Source organism: uncultured Arthrobacter sp. (assembly GCF_902805515.1).
GTDB lineage: Bacteria > Actinomycetota > Actinomycetes > Actinomycetales > Micrococcaceae > Arthrobacter_D.
This window is the reverse complement of sequence record NZ_CADCTE010000067.1, coordinates 1-20,831: the sequence shown is the minus strand read 5'-3', so window position 1 is coordinate 20,831 and position 20,831 is coordinate 1. Positions and strand designations below refer to the sequence as shown.

Annotated in this window: 23 protein-coding genes; 14 read left to right on the top strand and 9 right to left on the bottom strand. The window is 69.7% G+C overall.

Features of this window, described 5'->3' with window-relative positions; genetic code table 11:
• Nucleotides 1-228 precede the first annotated feature (228 nt).
• The gene (locus tag QZX79_RS05825; RefSeq protein ID WP_294565935.1) at nucleotides 229-1,224 is read right to left on the bottom strand and encodes an MBL fold metallo-hydrolase; all 996 of its coding nucleotides are present in this window, start codon (nucleotides 1,222-1,224) and stop codon (nucleotides 229-231) included.
• A gap of 123 nt (nucleotides 1,225-1,347) precedes the next feature.
• On the opposite strand from QZX79_RS05825, the gene QZX79_RS05820 reads away from it, so the two are divergent.
• On the top strand, nucleotides 1,348-2,406 hold the full coding sequence (locus tag QZX79_RS05820) for a nitronate monooxygenase family protein (protein ID WP_294565933.1): 1,059 nt from the start codon (nucleotides 1,348-1,350) through the stop codon (nucleotides 2,404-2,406).
• A gap of 15 nt (nucleotides 2,407-2,421) precedes the next feature.
• On the opposite strand, the gene QZX79_RS05815 is transcribed toward QZX79_RS05820, so the two are convergent.
• Nucleotides 2,422-2,829 (bottom strand): SgcJ/EcaC family oxidoreductase, encoded by a 408-nt coding sequence (locus tag QZX79_RS05815; RefSeq protein ID WP_294565929.1) that lies wholly within the window; start codon nucleotides 2,827-2,829, stop codon nucleotides 2,422-2,424.
• Nucleotides 2,830-2,910: 81 nt separating this feature from the next.
• Nucleotides 2,911-3,618: an SDR family NAD(P)-dependent oxidoreductase gene (locus QZX79_RS05810; protein ID WP_294565919.1), complete on the bottom strand. Its 708-nt coding sequence runs from the start codon at nucleotides 3,616-3,618 to the stop codon at nucleotides 2,911-2,913.
• A 75-nt stretch (nucleotides 3,619-3,693) separates the two neighbouring features.
• Here QZX79_RS05810 and QZX79_RS05805 point away from each other — a divergent pair, with 75 nt between their 5' ends.
• The 5 genes from QZX79_RS05805 to QZX79_RS05785 all read left to right on the top strand — a co-directional run bounded on the left by QZX79_RS05805 (nucleotide 3,694) and on the right by QZX79_RS05785 (nucleotide 6,327).
• On the top strand, nucleotides 3,694-4,302 hold the full coding sequence (locus QZX79_RS05805; RefSeq protein ID WP_294565917.1) for a TetR/AcrR family transcriptional regulator: 609 nt from the start codon (nucleotides 3,694-3,696) through the stop codon (nucleotides 4,300-4,302).
• The gene (locus QZX79_RS05800) at nucleotides 4,299-4,871 is read left to right on the top strand and encodes a GNAT family N-acetyltransferase (RefSeq protein ID WP_294565915.1); all 573 of its coding nucleotides are present in this window, start codon (nucleotides 4,299-4,301) and stop codon (nucleotides 4,869-4,871) included. Before QZX79_RS05805 ends, QZX79_RS05800 begins: the two co-directional genes overlap by 4 nt.
• A 75-nt stretch (nucleotides 4,872-4,946) precedes the next feature.
• Nucleotides 4,947-5,252: a DUF4193 domain-containing protein gene (locus QZX79_RS05795; RefSeq protein ID WP_294565914.1), complete on the top strand. Its 306-nt coding sequence runs from the start codon at nucleotides 4,947-4,949 to the stop codon at nucleotides 5,250-5,252.
• Nucleotides 5,253-5,313: 61 nt separating this feature from the next.
• On the top strand, nucleotides 5,314-5,436 hold the full coding sequence (locus QZX79_RS05790; protein WP_120164674.1) for a ribosomal protein bL36: 123 nt from the start codon (nucleotides 5,314-5,316) through the stop codon (nucleotides 5,434-5,436).
• 108 nt (nucleotides 5,437-5,544) lie between these two features.
• A complete protein-coding gene (locus QZX79_RS05785) occupies nucleotides 5,545-6,327 on the top strand; it encodes a carotenoid biosynthesis protein (protein ID WP_294565910.1) in 783 nt (260 codons plus the stop codon).
• A gap of 12 nt (nucleotides 6,328-6,339) precedes the next feature.
• Here the strand turns inward: QZX79_RS05785 and QZX79_RS05780 are convergent, their stop codons facing one another.
• Nucleotides 6,340-7,773 carry an NAD(P)/FAD-dependent oxidoreductase gene (locus QZX79_RS05780; RefSeq protein WP_294565908.1) on the bottom strand — a complete coding sequence of 478 codons (1,434 nt, stop codon included), beginning with the start codon at nucleotides 7,771-7,773 and terminating at the stop codon, nucleotides 6,340-6,342.
• On the bottom strand, nucleotides 7,770-8,636 hold the full coding sequence (locus QZX79_RS05775; protein ID WP_294565905.1) for a UbiA family prenyltransferase: 867 nt from the start codon (nucleotides 8,634-8,636) through the stop codon (nucleotides 7,770-7,772). The genes QZX79_RS05780 and QZX79_RS05775 overlap by 4 nt, the downstream gene beginning before the upstream one ends.
• 227 nt (nucleotides 8,637-8,863) lie before the next feature.
• Between QZX79_RS05775 and QZX79_RS05770 the strand changes: the two genes are divergently transcribed.
• Nucleotides 8,864-9,889 carry a 6-phosphofructokinase gene (locus QZX79_RS05770; RefSeq protein WP_120164666.1) on the top strand — a complete coding sequence of 342 codons (1,026 nt, stop codon included), beginning with the start codon at nucleotides 8,864-8,866 and terminating at the stop codon, nucleotides 9,887-9,889.
• Between the two features lie 62 nt (nucleotides 9,890-9,951).
• Nucleotides 9,952-10,665 (top strand): GNAT family N-acetyltransferase, encoded by a 714-nt coding sequence (locus QZX79_RS05765; RefSeq protein ID WP_294565900.1) that lies wholly within the window; start codon nucleotides 9,952-9,954, stop codon nucleotides 10,663-10,665.
• 22 nt (nucleotides 10,666-10,687) lie between these two features.
• Here QZX79_RS05765 and QZX79_RS05760 read toward each other — a convergent pair whose 3' ends face one another.
• The 4 genes from QZX79_RS05760 to QZX79_RS05745 all read right to left on the bottom strand — a co-directional run bounded on the left by QZX79_RS05760 (nucleotide 10,688) and on the right by QZX79_RS05745 (nucleotide 13,867).
• Nucleotides 10,688-11,092 (bottom strand): ankyrin repeat domain-containing protein, encoded by a 405-nt coding sequence (locus tag QZX79_RS05760; RefSeq protein ID WP_294565897.1) that lies wholly within the window; start codon nucleotides 11,090-11,092, stop codon nucleotides 10,688-10,690.
• Nucleotides 11,089-12,174 (bottom strand): folate-binding protein YgfZ, encoded by a 1,086-nt coding sequence (locus QZX79_RS05755; protein ID WP_294565894.1) that lies wholly within the window; start codon nucleotides 12,172-12,174, stop codon nucleotides 11,089-11,091. Before QZX79_RS05755 ends, QZX79_RS05760 begins: the two co-directional genes overlap by 4 nt.
• A gap of 63 nt (nucleotides 12,175-12,237) precedes the next feature.
• On the bottom strand, nucleotides 12,238-12,837 hold the full coding sequence (locus tag QZX79_RS05750; RefSeq protein ID WP_294565891.1) for an FABP family protein: 600 nt from the start codon (nucleotides 12,835-12,837) through the stop codon (nucleotides 12,238-12,240).
• A gap of 286 nt (nucleotides 12,838-13,123) precedes the next feature.
• The gene (locus tag QZX79_RS05745) at nucleotides 13,124-13,867 is read right to left on the bottom strand and encodes a hypothetical protein (RefSeq protein WP_294565888.1); all 744 of its coding nucleotides are present in this window, start codon (nucleotides 13,865-13,867) and stop codon (nucleotides 13,124-13,126) included.
• A gap of 210 nt (nucleotides 13,868-14,077) precedes the next feature.
• Here QZX79_RS05745 and QZX79_RS05740 point away from each other — a divergent pair, with 210 nt between their 5' ends.
• The 6 genes from QZX79_RS05740 (at nucleotide 14,078) to QZX79_RS05715 (ending at nucleotide 20,811) form a co-directional block, all read left to right on the top strand.
• Nucleotides 14,078-14,788 (top strand): response regulator transcription factor, encoded by a 711-nt coding sequence (locus QZX79_RS05740; RefSeq protein ID WP_294565884.1) that lies wholly within the window; start codon nucleotides 14,078-14,080, stop codon nucleotides 14,786-14,788.
• 270 nt (nucleotides 14,789-15,058) lie between these two features.
• Complete coding sequence (gene mshD, locus QZX79_RS05735) at nucleotides 15,059-16,099, top strand: mycothiol synthase (protein WP_294565882.1); 1,041 nt, start codon at nucleotides 15,059-15,061, stop codon at nucleotides 16,097-16,099.
• A gap of 70 nt (nucleotides 16,100-16,169) precedes the next feature.
• Nucleotides 16,170-18,392, top strand: a complete 2,223-nt coding sequence (locus QZX79_RS05730; RefSeq protein ID WP_294565880.1) for an RNA degradosome polyphosphate kinase — start codon at nucleotides 16,170-16,172, stop codon at nucleotides 18,390-18,392.
• A complete protein-coding gene (locus tag QZX79_RS05725) occupies nucleotides 18,392-19,363 on the top strand; it encodes an NUDIX hydrolase (RefSeq protein WP_294565878.1) in 972 nt (323 codons plus the stop codon). The genes QZX79_RS05730 and QZX79_RS05725 overlap by 1 nt, the downstream gene beginning before the upstream one ends.
• Before the next feature lie 72 nt (nucleotides 19,364-19,435).
• Nucleotides 19,436-20,260, top strand: a complete 825-nt coding sequence (locus QZX79_RS05720) for a thymidylate synthase (RefSeq protein WP_294565875.1) — start codon at nucleotides 19,436-19,438, stop codon at nucleotides 20,258-20,260.
• Nucleotides 20,257-20,811, top strand: a complete 555-nt coding sequence (locus QZX79_RS05715; RefSeq protein ID WP_294565873.1) for a dihydrofolate reductase — start codon at nucleotides 20,257-20,259, stop codon at nucleotides 20,809-20,811. Before QZX79_RS05720 ends, QZX79_RS05715 begins: the two co-directional genes overlap by 4 nt.
• Nucleotides 20,812-20,831 lie beyond the last annotated feature (20 nt).

The window sequence follows — 20,831 nt, the reverse complement described above, 5'->3', positions numbered from 1 at the left end:
TAATTCCCCTGCGGCCGGACCCCTTCCGACGGTTGTTCCGCAGCCGCCGGGACGGGACGTCGAACAGGAGTGGGCAGAAATCCGCAGGGTGGAACAGCGGGCGTCCGGCAGCGGCGGCGGCCCGAAGGGACTGCTGTTGAACACACGGAAGACTCCCGCGCCGGGACGGGCCGGCCCGCCCGGGAGGGCCGGCCGGCGCCTACGGCCGCAGCGCGGGAGGACGCACTCCTAGTCCGCGATACCGAACGGGCCGAGGCTTCCGTAGTCGAGGCGCAGGGCCTCCATCATGGCCCAGGCGTTGGGCAGGGTGAAAACGTCCGCTCCGCCCAACCGGTCCACCCAGCGCGGAATCAGCTCGTCGGCGGACTTCGCCGCGACCGCGTCGAGGTAGGCCCGGAAAACCGCCCAGGCGTTCGACATATCAACCGGGGCCATAATCTCGCCCAGATCGACCGAGGACAGCGCCGCCTCCGTCGTATTGTGCAGGTCCCTCAGGTACTCGGCCTGCACCTCGACGTCCTTGCGGGTGCCGGAACGGGTCACGTGTCCGGCGACCAGCTTCTCGAAGGAGTAGCCAAGGGCCTGGTCCACGGCGGTGACATACCCCGGGATATTGGCGGACACGGCAAGGTTCGAGAAGGGAACCCACCCCGGGAAGATGATATCGACGAGCATCAGCACCTGACGCTTGGGCTCGTGGATGAAAATGTTCCCCTCGGCATGGTTTGGACCCTTGTAGTCGAGCTGCAGGGTGTGATCCCCCGACTGCAGGGTGTAGCCGTCGTCGAACTCGACCGTGGGAAGGGGCCGGTTCGGATCCCCCAGCCTCCGCAGGCGCTCCGCAGTGATCCGCTGGGCATACCGGGGAACATCCTGGGGGTAGAGCGACATCGCCCCGACATGGTCGGCGTGCTGGTGGCTGTAGACAATCTGGGTGATGGGCTTTGACGTGACGCCCTTGATCGCCCGAAGAATGTTATGACCCAGGGTCGGCGGAGCATCAACGGCAATGACTCCGTCATCGGTGACGACGAACATCATCTGATAGGAGCCGTCACTCAACAGGAACATCCCGTCGGCGAGCTCCTCGACGTAGTATCCCTCATCCGGAACCTTCGGCCCGCGGGCAATCTCGGGAACGGGTGCGGTGGGGACCAACCGCAGCGACGCTGCGGCCTCGGTAAAACTGAACGGATTCCAGGGGGCTTCCGGGTCTGCAGACATGAGGGGAACGCCTTTCTAGATGTTCGGTCTACTATGGCGCTTCAGTTATAGGTGAGCGCCTAATATCATGTCAAGGATGGGAAGGCAAACAATGAAACATCGCGAAATGAAAGGCCTGCAAGCATGACCTTGCTGCGGCAGACACGGGTGGCCGATCTGCTCGGCCTGAATTTCCCCATCATTCAGGGCCCCTTCGGCGGCGGCCTCTCCTCCGAACCCCTTGTCGCCACCGTCGCGGAGGCGGGCGGACTTGGATCCTTTGGCGCCCACCACCTCCGTCCCGAGGAGATCACGGCGCTGGTGGGCCGGCTCAAGGACGCGACGGCCCGGCCCTTCGCAGTCAACCTCTGGATACCGCTGGGCGGTGAATCAGCGGCCGGCGTCGACCAACTGGTGGCACAGGCGGCGTTGCTGGCCCCGTATTTCGAGGAGTTGGGCATCGACCCGCCGGAGCCGTCGGTGGGTGCGCCGATTGATTTCGATGCCCAGTTGGACGCACTCCTGGCCGCGGCACCACCGGTCATCAGTTTTGTGTTCGGTGCGCCGGCGGCCGACACTGTGGACCGCGCGCGGCGCGCCGGAATCCGCCTGGTGGGAACGGCAACGACGGTCGACGAGGCGGCCGCCCTCGAGGAGGCCGGCGTGGATGTGATCGTCGCCTCGGGCAGCGACGCCGGCGGGCACCGCGGTGCCTTCCTTGCCCCGGCGGAGGAATCCCTGGTCGGGACGTTCTCGCTGGTGCCCCAGGTGGCGGCGGCCGTCGATACGCCGGTCGTTGCCGCCGGCGGAATCGCCACGCCCGCCCAGGTCCGGGCGGCACACGAACTGGGGGCTGAGGGTGTGCAGGTTGGAACGGCGTTCCTCGTGTCGGACGAGTCGGCCGCCTCTGCGGTCCACAAGGAGGCGGTCACCGGACCGGCAGGCCGCAGCACGGTCCTGACCGGCGCCTTCACCGGGCGCCTGGCCCGGGGTCTGGTCAACCGGGTAACCCGGGAGGCGGCCGGGTGGGACACCCGGATTCCGTACCCAGCCCTCGGTGCGATGACCTCGCCGTTCCGCAGGGCCGCAGAGGAGAAGGGGCGGGCCGATCTCGCCAGTTTCTGGGCCGGGCAGTCCGCGCCCCTGGCCCGGCTGGGTCCCGCCGCCGAAATCTTCGCCTCGTTTGCCGGAGCGTACGACTGACGGCGGGGCCGGATCCTACTGGATCTTCGAGACGTGGTAGTGGCTGATGAGCCAGCTTCCGCCGGATCGCTGCAGCACCACCGTCAGGTGGACCGGAATGACCCGGCCATCAAGAAACGAGAAGTCGACGTCGGCGTAGGCCACGACGACGTCGACGGACAGCCGGCGGTGCTTGAGGATCCGGAAGTCGGCCTGCAGCCCGGCCGGCTGCTTGTCGTAGTAGGCGATGACGGCAGGACGGCCGATGCCGTGACTCCTGTCGAGGCCCTGAAAGAGGGCGTCCTCGGTGAACAGGGAGGCCACCTCCTCGGGCCGGTGGTCCCGGATTCCGCTCGCCCAGCCGGTGAAGACCGCATTGACGATACCGGATGTGCCGGTGTCCGGAACATTCCCTTCAGGTGCTTCGATTCCAGACGGTTCCATGTCTTGTCCTTCAGTTGAAGTGCGGACACCTGCGGTGTCCCTGTCGGTGAAGGAGCGGGAGTTCGGCCCGCTCCGGGAAAGCTAGCTGCCGGCGCTCTGGCCGCCGTCGACGTGGAGGACCTCGCCGGTGACGAACGGTGCCTGCTCCAGGTAGAGGACGCCCTTGGCGATGTCCTCGACGGTGCCCATCCGGCCGATCGGGTGCTGGCCCGCGAGCTCGTCGTGGCTGTGTCCCGCGTGCAGGGGGGTCTTGATGTGCCCCGGGGAGACGGCGTTGACGCGGATTCCGCGGCCCGCATATTCGACGGCGAGCGACTTGGTGACCGAGGAGACGCCGCCCTTGGTGAGGTTGGCCAGGGCGGAGGGAAGGCCCGAGTTCGCGTACTCGACGAGTGTTGTGGTCACATTCACGACGTGTCCGGAGCCCTGCTCGAGCATCCGGGAAATCGCCTGCTGGGTCACATAGAAGAACCCGCCGAGGTTCACCTGCACCACCCGGTCGTAATCTTCCTTGGTGTACTCGGTGAAGGGCTTGCCGACGAAGATGCCGGCGTTGTTCACGAGTGTGTCGACGCGGCCAAACTTCTCGACTGCGGTGGCGACGACCTTTTCCGCGACGGCGGGATCCGAGATGTCACCGGCGACGGTGACGAAGTCGGGCTCGTCGGCGGGGGCAATGGACCGGGAGTTTGCGACGACGGCATAGCCGATGGTGCGCAGGGCTGCGGCGAGCCCTTCTCCGATACCCTGTGATCCCCCGGTGACGACGGCGACTTTGCGAGATTCCATAGTGTGCAGCTTCCTGTAGACGATCGGTCAACTACCGATTGCACAGTTATAGCCGACTGGTCTTATAATTGCAACATGGGACGAAAATCAGACGCACGCGAGAGAATCCTCGAGGCCAGCACGGCGCTCTTCCAGCAGCGCGCCTATGCTTCGATCGGCGTGGCCGAGATCTGCTCCGCTGCCGGCGTACCGAAGGGGAGCTTCTACTACTTTTTCCCGTCCAAGCAGGCGCTCGCCCTCGAGGTGATCAATGCGCACTGGATCAAACAGGGCGCCCAGTGGTCGGGCATCCTCACCTCCTCGGAGCCCGCGCTCGACCGCCTGCGGAAGCTCTTCCTCGCCACGGCGGAGGTACAGACGACGGCGCTGAAGGGAACAGGCTCGGTCACGGGGTGCCTTTTCGGCAACCTCGCCCTCGAGGTCAGTGCGCAGGATAATCCGGTCCGGGAACGGCTGCAGCAGATCTTCGAGGAACAGATCGACCTCATCGAGGCCGCTGTCCGGGAGGGCGCCGCTGCCGGGGAATTCGCAGGAGTCGACCCCCGCGGCACGGCCAAATCGATCGTCGCGCAGATCGAAGGGATGGTTCTCTTCGCCAAGTTGTTCAACGATCCCGGCCAGCTCGATGCCCTGTGGCAGAACAGCCTCTCCCTCCTCGGACTTCAGCCCGCTCCCGCCACGTGAGGCCTCCGGAGGCCGCCCGCCTGACCGGCGGCGTCGAGGTGGCCCCGCTGCGCAGCTCGGACGCCGAGCGCCTTGCCGCCGCGTACAGCCGCAACCGGGACCACCTCGCGCCCTGGGAGCCCGCCCGCTCCGACCGGTTCTTCACCCCCGCGGGTCAGCGGGAGGTCATCGGAGCGAAAGCCGCCCTCGTCGAGGCCGGCTCGGAGGTGCCGTGGGTCCTGTGCCGGAACGGGCAGGTCGTCGGGACTGTCACCATCACCGGAATCGTGCGCGGCCCCTTCCTCAACGGTCACCTGGGGTACTGGGTGGATTCGGAGTTGACCGGGCGCGGGATCGGCTCGGCCGCCGTCGCCTTCGCGGTGGAGGCAGCGCAGGATGTCCTCGGACTGCACCGCCTGCAGGCGGCGACCCTGCCGCACAACAGCGCCTCCCAGCGGGTCCTGGACCGGGCGGGGTTCGAGGAGATCGGAGTAGCCCGGGCGTACCTCAGGATCGCCGGACGGTGGCAGGACCACCGGCTCTACCAGCGTATCCTCGAGCCCTCCGGTGCCGCCGCCGCCCGGGAATAGACGCAGGCCTCGGCCTGTTATCGACAGCACGAGTTAGGTCAATCCTGGTCTCGTGTGAAGGAGAAGAAGCACTTTATGGCAACCGATTACGACGCCCCACGCGTCGCCCAAGAGGACCAGCCCGTCAACGAGTCGCTCGAGGCGATCAAGGCCAAGCACAGCGGCAACTCGCAGACGGCGGTCATCGACGTTGAGGAAAGCGACCTGGCTGACGGCTTTGAGCTGCCGGGCGCGGACCTCTCCCACGAGGAACTGCAGATCCAGGTCGTCCCCCAGCAGGACGACGAGTTCACCTGTATGAACTGCTTCCTGGTCCGTCACCGGAGCCAGCTGGCCCGCCAGCACAACGGAGCAATGTACTGCTCCGAGTGCGAGAGCTGAGCCGGCCCCGGCACCCCGGCCCCCCCATACCATCCGCATAGTCAGCAGCAGGGAGTACATCATGAAGGTACGCAATTCGCTCAGGGCCCTGAAGGCCATCCCCGGCGGCCAGATTGTCCGCCGCCGTGGACGCACCATGGTCATCAATAAGAAGAACCCCCGGATCAAGGCCCGCCAGGGCTGATCAGGCACCTTCAACGGCCGGCACGCGCACAGCGTGCCGGCCGTTGCCGTTAATGGCACGCCCACGCAACGGCGCCGCCACGGCGGGCCGACCTGCAAAGATGGGCAGGTGCCGCACCCCGCCAGAACCCGCCGCTTTCCGCCCCTGCTCGCCGCCTGCCTGTTCCTGCTGGTGTCCGGGTATTTCGTCGTCCGGTTCCCAGACGCCCCGGGGGCCGAGACCGCCTCCTACTTCTTCAACCTCCTCATCGCGCTTCCCGCGTTCATCGCCCTGGTCCGCCAGCTGGGGCCGGCCCGGGCCGCGGCCGCGCTGGCGGCGGTGTCGGTCTTCGGCTACCTGATCGAGGGCGTCGGCGTGGCCACCGGTTTCCCCTACGGCGACTTCTCCTACGGCGATCCCCTCGGGCCGAAGGCCTTCGGCCTGGTGCCGTTCCTGCTGCCGCTGTCCTATGTTCCGCTGGTGATCGGAACCGTCGCGGTCTTCGCGGGACGGTGGACGGTCCTGCGGACCATCGCCGCCTCGGCGGTGCTGCTGGTCCTGGTCGACGGAGTCCTTGACCCGGGCGCTGTCTCACTGCGGTTCTGGATCTGGGCCGATGGCGGACCCTACTACGGGGTACCGCTGAGCAACTACGCCGGCTGGCTGCTGTCCGGGCTGTGCGCCGCGGCGCTCCTGACCCTGCTGGGTGGACGACGCCTCACCCGCCGCCCCGTCCTACCCGGGCTGCTTGACAGCCTGCTGCTCTCGCTCAGTTTCTGGCTCGGGGTCTCGATCTTCTCCGCACTGATTTTCCCCGCCCTGCTGGCGGCGGCACTCCTCGCCTTCGTGGTGCGGCGCCGCATTGCGCTCGCCGCCGTCCCCACGCCTGCTCCGGCCGCCCGGCACGCCTGATCGGCGGGGCGGTCAGGGCCGCCGGCGCCGTGGAAGCGAGCGCAGCAGCCGTTCCGAGGACATCATCGCCCCGCCCAGGACCGCCGGCAGCCCACCGCCGGGATGCACCGAGGCACCCACCCGCCACAGCCAGGGCCTGCGGGGGCTCCACTGGGCCGGAAGGTGGAACGGCCCGCTGAGCCACGCGGGGTGGACGGCCCCGTAGAGCGCGCCGCCGGCCGACCCGGCCTCGCTGAAATACGCCGGGTCGAGGACGACGTGTTCGCCCAGATAGCCGGCCAGCGGCTCCGGCAGTCCGAGGGCCTGCGAGACCCGGTCGACCTCCCCGGCGATGAAACGGTCGTCCAGGGCGTAGGCCCGGCCGTTCGCCGGGCTGGTCAGCAGCAGGGCAAGCGTCGGGGCCGCATTCGGGTACACCTCGCCCGCCGGATAGTAGTTCGCAAAGGCCATGGTCTGCCCTGGTTCCGCCCCGGCCTCCAGCGCGCCGTAAAGCTCCCCCGGGGAATCGGGCAGGATCACGCTGTGCCTGGGGGTCCCCTCGGGCAGCGGCCGGTCCAGCACCGCGTACAGTCCCACGGCCGAGCAGGAAAGCCTCCGCGGCGTCCGCGGCGTCCGGCCGGTAAGCAGCCCGGCCACCCGCTGCGCATCGACGCCGGCGACGACGGCGTCCGCCGGGTAGGTCCCCCGGGCCGTGCGCACGCTGCCCCTCCGGATCCTCTCCACCGGCTCCCCCGTGGAGATCTCCACCCCGGCGTCCGCCGCCAGCCGCTCCAGCGCCAGCACCAGCTCATACACCCCGCCCCGGGGAACCCACACACCGTCCTGGGCCATGACCGCAGGCATGCTCGCGTACAGCGCGGGCGTCCGGGTGGGACTGACCCCGGCGTTCAGGGTGTGGATTGCGATGACCTCCCGGAGCCCCTCCGGGAGCCAGGGCAGGCTGTCCAAATAGCTGCGGGTGGTGAGGCGGGCCCCGTAGAGCCGCGCGAGCCGCGTGAGCGCGGGATACGCGGCGCGTTCGAGCGGAGGGGTGGTCAGCAGCGTGGTGACCTCCGGCCCGAGGCCCCCGTGCAGCGCAGCGAACCGTTCCCAGGCGGCATGCCAGGGGTGGCCGGGCGGCACCGGAAGGCTGCAGGCCTCGCCCCGGAAGGAGTACGTTCCCACTTCGGTGAGCCGAACGAGTTCGAGCCCGGCGGTGCCGGCGGCGCTGCCGGGCGTCCTGCCGGCGAGGGCGTCGATACGGCGGAGCAGTTCTTCCCAGACTCCCGGGAAGGTGAACAGGGAGGGTCCGGTGTCCATGCGCTGCCCGGCAACCTCGACGCGCCGGCTCTTTCCGCCCAGGGTGTCCCCGCCCTCCAGCACGGTCACCGCGTGCCCGGCGGCGCCGAGGAGGGCTGCGGCAGCCAGGGATCCGATGCCTCCGCCCACGACGACGATCCGGCTCATCGGTAGATTCCCAGCAGCAGCGACCCCGTGAGCTGCACCCCTGCCACGGTGCCCGCGAGGTACGGGAAGGCGATCGAGTACCGGTAGAGCCGGTGCCCGGTTGCCGGAGACGGCGAGCGCAGGAGCGAGACGAGCAGCCAGCCGGCGATCCCGCCGCTCACGAGGGCCACGGGCAGGCTCACCAGGGCGAAGCAGACCGTGGAGAGTGCCCACCAGAACCCGCTCCAGCCGACGACGCCGCGCGGGCCCAGCCGCACCGCCGTCGTCGTAATCCCGGCCGCACGGTCCTCCTCGATGTCCTGGACGGCGTCGAAGGTGTGCTTGGCGGCGCTCCAGGCCATCAGGCCGGCGGCGGCGGGCCAGAGGGGCGCGGCGCCGAGCGCGAGCGGGACGAAGACCAGGGGAAAGGCGTAGGCGGCGTTGCTGAGCGAATCGAGGTACGGGCGGGCCTTGAAGCGGAGCGGCGGGGCGGAATAGGCGATGAACACCGCCGCGTACAGGCCGATCCAGGCCAGGGCCGGCCACGGCAGGGTCGCCAGGAACCAGGCGAGGAACGGGAGGTTCGTGGCGGCCACCCAGGTCCAGATGGAGCGGACCTCCGCGGCCCGGATGCGCGCACCCTCGAGCGATCCCTTCCGTGGGTTCAGCGCATCGGTGTCCTGGTCGAAGATGTCATTGACGCCGTAGATCAGCAGATTGAAGGGCAGGGTCAGCCAGATCAGCAGCGCCAGCGCCCCCGGATCCCACAGCTCGCCGGCGAGCCACATGCCCACCGCGCCGGTGCCCAGCGTGTTGATCCACAGCACGGGCCGCGAGATGGCAACCATCCTGGACGGTGCGGCGAGCAACCCTGATCGGGGCACGCGGGTCCTCCTTGGCTCGAATTCGGGCTGAAACCGCCGGGCCGGACCTCGCCCGGCCGCGCGTGCGGCCGCGCGTGCGGCCGCGCGGCCCCTGGCGCTTTCCCAACACTACGGGCCCACCACAGCCGAAGAGTGCCGGTGTCCGTTCCCGTGTGTCTAGAATCATAGTTGAGCTCGACGGCGCGCTCTGCGATGAACCGTCAACCCAGCTGAAGGAACACACCCCTATGAAAATCGGAATGCTCACGAGTGGCGGCGACTGCCCCGGCCTGAACGCTGTGATCCGGGGGGCGGTCCTCAAGGGAATCAAGGTACACGGCCAGGAGTTCGTCGGCTTCCGCGACGGCTGGCGCGGCGTCGTCGAGGGGGACGCCGTGGAACTGCAGCGCCACGCCGTCCGGGGCATCTCCAAGCAGGGCGGCACCATCCTGGGCACCTCACGCACAAATCCCTTCGACGGCAAGGGCGGGGCGGACGCGATCAAGGCCACGATGGACCGCCTGGGCATCGACGCCATGGTCGCCATCGGCGGCGAGGGCACGCTCGCCGCCGCCAAGCGCCTCACCGACGCCGGACTCAAGATTGTCGGTGTCCCCAAGACCGTCGACAACGACCTCGACGCCACCGACTACACGTTCGGCTTTGACACCGCGGTGCAGATCGCCACCGAGGCCATCGACCGGCTGCGCACCACCGGGGAATCCCACAGCCGGTGCATGATCGCCGAGGTCATGGGCCGCCATGTGGGCTGGATCGCCCTGCACGCCGGCATGGCCTCCGGGGCCCACGCCATCCTCATCCCCGAACAGCAGACAAGCATCGAACAGATCGCCCGGTGGGTCAGCGAGGCCAACGCACGCGGCCGGGCGCCGCTGGTCGTGGTTGCCGAAGGCTTCGTGCCCTCCCACATGGAACAGCCCCACTCGGAGCGCGGCCTCGATACCTTCGGCCGCCCCCGCCTGGGCGGCATCGCCGACCAGCTGGCACCGGAGATCGAAGCCCGCACCGGCATCGAGACCCGGGCCACGATCCTGGGGCACATCCAGCGCGGCGGGGTTCCCTCCTCCTTCGACCGAGTCCTCGCGACCCGCCTGGGCATGGCCGCCGTCGATTCCGTGGCGGACGGCCTCTGGGGCACCATGGTCTCCCTCCACGGAACCGAGATCGCCCACGTCGGGTTCGAGGACGCCCTCGGCAAGCTCAAGCGGGTTCCGCAGCACCGCTACGACGAGGCCGCCATCCTGTTCGGGTGATCTTCCTCCCATCGGCGCCGCAGGGGGCCGGCGGCGTCGTCCGCCCGTGTTAGTTTGCCGTCATGGAATTTGATCCGGGAACGGCGGCCATCATCCAGCTGGCCTGGTCGAGGCTGCTCCGGCTCGAGGACGCGGCGTTGGCCGGTGATCCCGCCGAACGGATCGTGAGCGTCGATGAGGCCTCGGGCCGGCTCACCTTCGTGACCCTTTTTGGCAAGGAGGCGCTGGTGGGCCCGGAGTGGGCGGTTGAGGCCGCCCGTCGCCTTCCGGGTGCCCAGCTGCGGCAGCAGAGCACCCTGGTGGAGCTGAGCCGGAAACACGGAGGCAGGTCCCTGGGCGAGGCCCAGCTGTACTTCAGCGACACCCTGCCCAACCTTGAGGCCCTTCGAAGCACCGCGGTGTCGAGCGACCAGGAGTTCGTCGACGGGCTGGAGCGGATGTGCCCGCCGGACGACGTGTCCGAGGCGGGGCTGGGCAGCCTCGACCACCGGTTCATCCTCGTCGACGACCGGAGCCCCGAGGACCCGGCCCCGCTGGCGGGAGCGGGCTACGAGCCGTGGGCGGGAATCCTCGCCCACCTTCGGGTGCTGACCGCCCCCCAGCACCGCGGCCGGGGCCTGGCCGGCCGGATCGCCGCCGTCGCCGTCGAGGAAGCCATGGCCGCCGGATATGTGCCACAGTGGCGCGCCCGCGTCGACAACACTGCCTCCCAGCGGGCCGCGCGCCGCGCCGGATTCGCCTACGGCGGCACGCAGACCAGCGTGGCCCTCGGCTGAGCTGCCGACCCGGGCGCGGCGGTCAGCCGAACAGCTCTGTCAGGTCCGTCCGCTCGAACATCGTCGCGGCGTCGCGCGCACTCGGGGTGCCCGCGTCGGGGTCTGCCCCCGCCTCATAGAGCAGCTGGGCGGTCGAGGTGTGGCCCTTGAACACCGCACCGGCCAGCGGGGTCTGGCCGCGGTCATTGGCCTTGTTGACGTCGGCTCCGCGCCCCACGAGGTCTCTCACGATGGCCGGGTGGCCGTTGTAGGAGGCGAGCATCAGCAGGGAGTCCCCCGCCGAATTGGTCAGGTCCGGCGGAACCCCGGCGTCGAGGTAGCGGACCAGGGTGGCGGCGTCGCCGTGGCGCGCCGCGTCGAAGAGCCGGCCGGCGAGGGCGAACGCCGCCTCGGCGCCGGTATCTCCGCCGGCGTCCCGGCCGGTCACCGCGGGCCCTTCAGGAAGCCGGTGGCCCGGCCCACGACCTGGCCGGCATCGGGGGGAACAATGACCTCCTGGGCGGCGGCGTACTGCTCGTCGGCGTCCTGCACCAGGAGCCGGGCGGACGGGTCGACCGAGCGCTTCACCACCGCGAGGGCGATGGGGCCCATCTCCCAGTGGTGCGCCACGGAGGTGATCCGCCCGACCGTGCGGCCCTCGGCGACGATGCCGCTGCCGCGCGCGGGAAGCGTGTGCTGGCTGCCGTCGAGGTGGAGGAAGACCAGCCGGCGCGGCGGATGCCCGAGGTTGTGAACCCGCGCCACGGTTTCCTGGCCCTTGTAGCAGCCCTTGGCCAGGTGCACGGCGGTGCGCATCAGGTCCAGTTCGTGCGGGATCGTCTTGTCGTCGGTCTCGAACCCGACGCGCGGGCGCCAGGCGGCGATGCGCAGCGCCTCCGCCGCCATCATTCCGGCCGGCGTGTAGCCCTCGAGCCCGGTGACCGCCTCGAGGAGCGAGGCCTGCGGGATCAGGTATTCGAACCAGGGCCGTTCCAGGCCCGGGTGGGATTCCACGGCGGAGTAGGCGAACCCTCCGGCCCCGATGCCCGGCCAGGGGTCGGCCCAGACGGTGCGCCCTTCGAAGGCGTCGATTCGAGCCACCGAGCCCACCACGGCCCAGTCCGCCGAGACGTCGGCGATCTCCACGCGCAGCATGAACTTCATCCGCTGGAGCCACTCGGTGAGCCCGGGCGCCTCGGCGCCCTCGACGATCAGCCAGGCGGTGGCGCCGTCATCGACGATGCGCGCACTGTAGTCGATGCGCCCCTGGACGCTCAGCAGCAGGGTCTCGGAGGCCTCCCCGGGCTGCAGCTTGAGCAGGAGCTGGGAGGAGAGCGTATTGAGCCAGCTCAACCGGTCGGGTCCGGTGACGGTCACGACGCCCCGGTGGGAGAGGTCGACGACGGCCTGACCGCCGGCGAGGAGGCGCTGCTCGCGGAAGGGATCCCCGTAGTGGGCGGCGACGGCCTCGTCGGGGGCACCGCCCGGGACGGCTCCGGGCAGGCTGAGGAGCGGGCTGGTGTAGGTCATGTGGATGTAACGCCTTTCAGGCGGTGCTATTCCCCCGCCCGGCCGGACGGCACCGGACCGGGGTCAGGAAAGCTTTTTGAGGATCGCCGAGGCGTGGGCCTGCAGCGCGTTTCCGGACGCGGCGACATCCCAGCGCCAGTACAGGTCGCCGCCGACCAGCCCGAACAGACGGGTGGCGGCCGCGTACTCCTTGGAGTGCTGCCCCCGCATCACCACGTCGGTTGAAAGCTGGATCTGCGGACCCTTGATGGTGCCGTAGTAGAGCTCGGCGATGCTGCCGGGGTGGACGATGGTGGCGGTGATGTCGAACCCGCCCGCTTCGTTGCGGAAGTGCTCCACCTCGTCGGCGGTCTTCAGCGCCGGCACGATGTCCGCCGGGGAGAGCCCCGGCCCGACGTCGGCGTCGTTGAGCTTGCGGTCAAGCGCCCAGAACCCGGTTTCGACCGACAGCGGCCGCAGCCGGGAGCCCTGCTCATCGGTGAGCCAGCTCTCGGCGGTGTACTGCAGGTACGGCAGCCCGTGCTGTTCGAACGTCATCCGCTGCCCGAAGTGCTCCGAGTCCGCGTCGCCCTCACCGAGGCGCCCGGTCCCTTCCCAGGTGCCAAGCAGCCAGGAGAGCGGAACCAGCTCAGGGGTGAGGTCGGTGGGAAGTTCGATTGACATTGCCGGGTTGCCTAACCGCTACTTCTGGCCCTTGTACAGGCGGGCGACCACGAGCGCGGCGAAGCCCGCCATGGCGAGGCCGGCGACAACGAGCAGGCAGATGAAAAAGATTTCCAGTGCGAGGATCGACATATTTCCATCCTAACGCGCCCTTCCGGCCCGCAGTACATCATCGCGGGCGTGCCTCCGGGCGGGCACGGGTGGACCAATGAACCGCTGGAGGAACCGGCGACGCGGCCGGCGGAGCGGGCGGCACCGACGGGCCCTGTCCCCGGAGCCGGCGCGTTCAGGAGAGCAGCAGGGTGTCCAGGAAATAGACGAAGGCACCGATGGCAAGGACCGGGGTGATCCCGGCGGAGAGCGCCGCCGCGGCGTTCAGCGGTGCCTCCCGGGAGGTGAGCAGGCGCCGGCCGCTCACGAGCACCGCGCCGCTGACGAGGCCGACGAGGACGGCGGGCAGGACGGCGACGCCGGGAAGCAGGAGCGCGCCGGCCCATCCGGCGGCAGCGGCGAGGACCAGTCCCAGCGGAGCGGCCACCCGGTCGGGCCACCGCGGCAGCAGGCCCGCAAGGCCGGCCAGGACGCTGATCCCGGTCACGAGCATCATCGACGTCCCGGCGGCGTTGACCGGCAGCCGGTCGGCGGCGGCCCACCCGGAGCCGAGGGCGACGGCGAAGACGCCCGAGCTGGCCCCGAGGGTCGATTCGAGGCGGTGGCTCTGACCGGTCCCCCGGAGCAGCTGGATCAGGAAAACGGCACTCACGCCAAGGGCGACCGCGCCGGGGAACCAGACCATGAAACCCGGGCCCGGGGTGAAGGCGGCGGCGGCGGTCGCGCCGATCGCGCTGAGTCCGATGGCCGTGGACTGGCTCTTGCGGGCGGGGACGCCCAGCAGATGGGGCCAGCCGATGGCGGCAACGGCGCACAGGAGCGCGGTGACGGCGGCGACGGCCAGCGGTGAGACGAAGGATGCGCCGACCAGGCCCGCCACCGAGGCGGCGGCTGCCGCGGCCACTATCCAGAATCTCACCCGAGCAATACTGCCCTATGCCTCCAAGGTCTGGGAAACTCCGGGCCCGCGGTCTGCAGAGGGCGGAAGCAGGGCCGGACTGCCGCCTCGGGCGCGGCGCCCGCCGTGCGGTTATACTTGTCCAAATCTGTACCGCCGGCGGCTTCCGGTTCTCCGGTTCAGCTCCGGTCCGCCCGCCCGATGATGCGCGTCCCGACCCGTGGAGGACACATGCCGCACATCCTGCTGCTTACCAACAGTGCGGGGTCCTCAGTGGATATCCTCCCGGCCCTTGAACTGCTCAGCCACAAGGTGCATATCCTCCCCGCCGAACCCACCGCCCTGCTGGAGACCGAACCCTGCGACGTCGTCCTGGTCGACGCCCGGCGTGACCTCGTAGGGGCGCGCTCCCTCACCCAGCTCCTGAAGGCCACCGGGCTCAGCGCGCCGTTGATGCTCGTGCTGACCGAGGGCGGCATGACGGCCGTGACCGCCGCCTGGCTGGCCGATGACGTCCTGCTGGAGTCGGCCGGTCCCGCCGAGGTCGAGGCACGGCTGCGGCTGGTCATCGCCCGGGCCCAGGCAGCCGGGGAGGAAACCAGCTCCGAGATCCGGGCCTCGGGCGTGGTGATCGACGAGGCGAGCTACACCGCCCGGGTCGGCGGGGTGCCACTGAACCTCACCTACAAGGAGTTCGAGCTGCTCAAATACCTGGCCCAGCATCCCGGACGGGTCTTCACCCGGGACCAGCTGCTGCATGAGGTGTGGGGCTACGACTACTACGGGGGCACCCGCACTGTCGATGTGCACGTGCGGCGGCTGCGGGCGAAGCTCGGCACCGACCACGAACAGCTCATCGCCACGGTGCGCAACGTCGGCTACCGGTTCACGCTGACGCGGATGCCCGAGGAGACCGGGGCCGACGTCGTCCAGGATGCGTGACTCCACCGACGCGTGACCGGTCCGGCGCCGGCGCCCACCGGCGGGGCAGGGCCTTAACGCGAAAACCCCCATCCCTGCGGATGGGGGTTTTTCGTGGGCGGGGCCCAAAGTGGAGGACATACGGGTCGAACGTATCGCGGGCACCCCAGTGGTGCATCCCCCCTGAACGGTTTCCCACGCTACCCCAGACCAAGGCGTCCCGCCAAACCGGCGGCCTGAACCTTGGCCGGCGGCCGGTCCCGGCGGGCGCCGGGGCACTAGGCTGGGCCCATGACGGCCGATGCGCAGCTTTCCCCCTGGACGATCACCCGGACCTCCGGCACCCCGCAGGCCCCCCTGCTGGCGGAAATCCGCGAACTCGCCGCTCGTGCGGCCGAGGCCGACGGCAACCCTCCCCTGTCCGAGCAGACCCTGGTGAACCTGCGTTCCTCCGCGCCCGACGCGGCGCGGGTCCTGCTTTTCACCGCGCGGCCGGGGACCGGTTCCGGCGGTGATGCCGGTGATGCCGGAGATGCCGGAGATGCCGGGGACGCCGGGGAGCTGGCCGGCGTCGCCGTCGTCAGCCTGCCGGCGAACGGCGTGCCGGACGCAGGCCAGGAGGCCGCCGTCCTCGAACTCGTCGTGGCGCCTGACGCCCGCGCCGAGGGGGCCGGATCCGCCCTGGCGGCTGCGGTCGCCGCCGAGGACATTCCCGGGCTCCGCGCCTGGTCGCACGGCAACCATGCCGCCGCGGCCGCCCTCGCCGCCCGGCACGGCTTCCGGCCCGTCCGGGAGCTGTGGCGCATGCGCCAGACCCGGGCCGCGGCCGCCGAACTTGCGCCCTCCCCCGCCCTGCCCGACAAGGTCCGGCTTCGGACCTTCGTCCCCGGACAGGACGAACAGCTGTGGCTCGATGCCAACCGGTCCGCGTTCGCCCACCACCCCGAGCAGGGGTCCACGACCCTCGCCGACCTGCAGGCCCGCATGGCCGAGGACTGGTTCGACCCCGAGGGCTTCTTCCTGGCCGAGGACACCGAGACCTCCCGACTGCTCGGCTTCCACTGGACCAAGGTCCACGCCGGCGCGGGCGCCCACCCGCCGCTCGGTGAGGTGTACGTCGTCGGGGTGACCCCGGAGGCGCAGGGCCGCGGCCTGGGCAAGGCCCTCACCGTGGCCGGCATCGAGTACCTGCACCGGCGCGGGCTGCAGGCCATCATGCTCTATGTCGACGCCGACAACACCGCGGCGGTGGCACTCTACCGCCGGCTGGGCTTCACGCGCTGGGACGTGGATGTCATGTATGCAGGTGGAGAAGATCCGCCCAGCTTGTAAGGTTGGATTCCAGCACAGTGCCCGCTTCTACGCGCGCCCCGAGACACCATTGAACGCCGCAGGAGACACCATGGCATCTGAAACAGCCGCCCGAGTCCCATCCCGTTACGGTTCCTCGGAAACCGCCCCTGCCCGGGCAACCCAGGACCGCATCGACATCCCCGACTTCGCGCCCAGCCTGCTGCCGACCGGAGACATCCGGCCCGACCGGTTCCTTGACCGCGAAATCAGCTGGCTCGACTTCAATGCGCGTGTCCTCGAGCTCGCCGAGGACCCCGATCTCTACCTGCTGGAGCGGGTCGGGTTCCTTTCGATCTTCGCCTCGAACCTCGATGAGTTCTTCATGGTCCGCGTGGCCGGGCTCAAGCGGCGCATCGCCACCGGCCTCGCTGTCCCCTCGGCTGCCGGGCTGAGCCCCATCGAGCAGCTCGAGAAGATCATGGGGGACGGCTACCGCCTCCAGCAGCGCCATGCCGCCGTCTTCGCCGAGCAGATCCGCCCCGCCCTGGCGAGGGAGAACATCCACCTCACCACCTGGGAGGAACTCGACGAGCCCGCCCGGCTCGAACTGCACAAGCTGTTCACCGAGAAGGTGTTCCCGATCCTCACGCCGCTGGCGGTCGACCCGGCGCACCCCTTCCCCTACATCTCCGGGCTCTCCCTCAATCTCGCCGTCGTGGTGCGCAACCCCATCAGCGAGAAGGAGCTGTTCGCCCGCGTCAAGGTCCCGGACCAGCTGCCCCGGCTGATCTCCGTCGACGGGCCCCGCGCGGGCAGCATCTCGGGACGCACCGCCCGCTTCATCGCGCTTGAGGACGTCATCGCCGTCCACCTCGACCAGCTGTTCCCCGGCATGGAGGTGCTCGAACACCACACGTTCCGGGTGACCCGCAACGAGGACCTCGAGGTCGAGGAAGACGACGCGGAGAACCTGCTCCAGGCCCTCGAGAAGGAGCTGCTGCGCCGCCGGTTCGGCCCGCCCGTCCGCCTCGAGGTGGCCACCGACATCAACCCCAGCATCCGGGCGCTGCTCTCGCGCGAGCTGGGCATCGAGGAGGACGAGGTCTTCACCCTCCCCGCGCCGCTTGACCTGCGCGGGCTCAGCGTCATCGGCAAGATCGACCGCGGGGAGCTCCACTACCCCAAGCACGTACCCCACACGAGCCGGCACCTCAACGAGAGCGAGACCTCGAAGGCGGCCAACGTGTTTGCCGCGATGCGACGCCGGGACATCCTGCTGCACCACCCGTACGACTCCTTCTCCACCTCGGTGCAGGCCTTCCTCGAGCAGGCGGCCGCCGACCCGAAGGTGCAGGCGATCAAGCAGACCCTCTACCGCACCTCCGGGGACTCCCCGATCGTCGACGCCCTGATCGACGCCGCCGAGGCCGGCAAGCAGGTGCTCGCCCTGGTGGAGATCAAGGCGCGCTTCGACGAGCAGGCCAATATCTCCTGGGCGCGGAAGCTCGAGCAGGCCGGCGTGCACGTCGTGTACGGCATCGTGGGCCTGAAGACCCACTGCAAGCTCTCGCTGGTGGTTCGGCAGGAGATCGACGGGCTGCGCCGTTACTGCCATATCGGCACCGGCAACTACCACCCCCGCACCGCCCGCTACTACGAGGACCTTGGCCTGCTCACCTCCAACGACCAGGTGGGTGAGGACCTCTCCCGGCTGTTCAACCAGCTCTCCGGGTACGCCCCCAAGTCGACGTTCAAGCGCCTCCTCGTCGCTCCGCGGTCGGTGCGTTCGGGCCTGATCGACAGGATCGAGCGGGAGATCGCCAACAAGAACGCGGGCCGGGCGGCCCGCGTGGTGATCAAGGTCAACTCAATGGTCGACGAGGCCATCATCGACGCCCTCTACCGGGCCTCCCAGGCCGGGGTGAAGGTCGACGTCATCGTCCGCGGCATCTGCTCGGTGCGGCCCGGGGTGCCGGGCCTGAGCGAGAACGTCACGGTGCGCTCCGTGCTGGGCCGCTTCCTTGAGCACTCGCGCGTCTTCGCGTTCGCCAACGGCGGCGATCCGGCGGTGTTCATGGGTTCGGCCGACATGATGCACCGCAACCTCGACCGCCGGGTGGAAACCCTCGTGCAGCTGAGCGCCCCGGATGACATCGAGTACCTCATGACGCTCCTTGACCGCTATATGGACCCGCGGACCGCCAGCTGGCACCTTGACGAGGAAGGCGGCTGGACCCGCCACCACAAGAACGAAGACGGCGAGGACCTCGGCGACATCCAGTCCTGGCTCCTTGCCTCGCGTGCCCGTCAGCGCGCCGCCGTCCGCCGCTGATGTCCGCCAACCTCCAAAGCCCCGCCCCGAGCGTCCCCGCGGGCACCGCGGACATCGCGGTGACCGCCGCGGGCACGCTGTGCTGGCGCACCGAAAAAGGGCGCCTCGAGGTGCTGCTGATCCACCGCCCGCAGTACGACGACTGGTCCTGGCCCAAGGGCAAGCTCGACGACGGCGAGACGACCCCCGAGTGCGCCGTGCGCGAGACCCACGAGGAGATCGGGCTCAGGGTCCAGCTTGGCATCCCGCTCCCCTCGATCTACTACGACGTCGCGTCGGGCAGGAAGGTGGTCCATTACTGGGCCGCGAAGGTGGAGAAGCTGAAGCCCGTCCCGGACGGCAAGGAAGTCGACGCGTACCTGTGGTCCACCCCCGACAAGGCACGGGACCTGCTCACCAACCCGTCCGACGTCGAACCGCTTGACGCCCTCGAAGCGGCCCACGCCCGCCGGGACCTGGGCACCTGGCCGCTGATCGTCGTCCGCCACGCCAAGGCGAAGCCCCGCTCCTCGTGGAGCCGCGCGGAGGGCGAAAGGCCGCTGGCCGCCACCGGCCGGCGGCAGGCCGTGGCCGTGAGCAGGCTCCTGCAGGCCTGGCGGCCCCAGCGGGTGATCAGCAGCCCCTGGGTGCGGTGCGTGCAGACCGTCTCCCCCTACGTCACCCGGGCCGAGGCGAAGCTGAAGCTCGTGGATGCCCTCACCGAACACAATGCAGCCCGCAAGCCCGGGCGCGCACGCAGCGCCGTGGAGAAGATCTTCGACAAACGCCAGCCGGTCGCCGTCTGCACCCACCGCCCGGTCCTGCCCCTCGTGCTCGACATCCTGCGCTCCCACATGCCCGCGCACCTCCCGGCCCTGCTCCCGACCGACGACCCTTACCTGGCGCCGGGCGAGGCCATCATCTGCCAGGTCAGCGCCGTCAACCACGGGCGGATCGTCTCCGTGGAGCAGTACCGTGCATACGATGACTGACCCGGGGGCCGGGCGCCGCCCTGCACGCAACCGGCCGTCGGGTGCCCGGCGCCTCCTCGATAGACTGGAACCGTGAGCACACCCCTGATGACCCCGTACGAAGACCTGCTGCGCGATGTGATGGCCAACGGCACCCCCAAACCGGACCGCACCGGTACCGGGACCCGAAGTGTCTTCGGGCGCCAGCTCCGCTTCGACCTGCGCGACTCGTTTCCCCTGATCACCACCAAGCGCGTGCACTTCAAGTCCGTCGCCCTCGAGCTGCTCTGGTTCCTGCGCGGGGAGTCAAACGTCCGCTGGCTGCAGGAGCAGGGTGTGACGATCTGGGACGAGTGGGCCGACGCCGACGGCGAGCTGGGACCGGTCTACGGCGTCCAGTGGCGTTCCTGGCCCACGCCGGACGGCGGCTCGATCGACCAGATAGCCCGGCTCATCGAAGGCCTGAAGGCCAACCCCGACTCACGGCGCCACATCGTCTCCGCGTGGAACGTCTCGGAGATCTCCAATATGGCGCTGCCGCCGTGCCACGCCCTGTTCCAGTTCTATGTGGAGCCCTCGGAGGAGGGCCCCGGCCGGCTTTCCTGCCAGCTGTACCAGCGCTCGGCCGACACCTTCCTGGGGGTACCCTTCAACATCGCCTCCTATGCGCTGCTGACGCTCATGGTTGCGCAGCAGGCGGGGCTGGAGCCCGGCGAGTTCATCTGGACCGGCGGCGACGTGCACATCTATGACAACCACGTGGAGCAGGTCTCCGAGCAGCTCTCCCGGGAGCCCTACGCCTACCCCCGGCTGCGGATTCGCCGCACGCCGGAAAGCATTTCCGACTACACGCTGGAGGACTTCGAAGTGCTCGACTACAAGCACCACCCCACGATCAAGGCACCGATCGCCGTATGAGCTTCGACAGCGTCACGGTGTCGGGAGCCGTGAACGGGGAACCGGTCATCGGCATGATCTGGGCCCAGACGGAGGACGGCGTCTTCGGCAAGGACGGCGGCATGCCGTGGGACGTCCCCGAGGACCTCGCGCACTTCAAGGCGACGACCGCGGGCCACCCCGTCATCATGGGACGGCGCACCTGGGAATCCTTCCCGGAGCAGTACCGGCCGCTGCCGGGGCGCACGAACATCGTCGTGAGCTCCTCCGGCCCGTTCGAGGGCGCCGTCGTCGCCAGGTCCCTGGAAGACGCCCTGGCGGAGGCCCGGCGCGCACCCGGCGCCGAGCAGATCTGGATCATCGGCGGCGCCAGGCTCTACGCCTCGGCCGTCGCCGTGGCGAACGCCGCGGTGGTCACCGTCATCGAATCCTCGACCGACGGCGACACGCAGGCCCCGGTCCTCGGCCCGGAATGGGATCTGAAGGGCGTCAGCCCCGCCGGCGGGTGGCTGACCAGCAGGAACGGCACACGGTACCGGCTCAGCCTCTGGGCGCGGGCGGCACAGGCCTAAGCCGCCGGCCGTAACCGGCA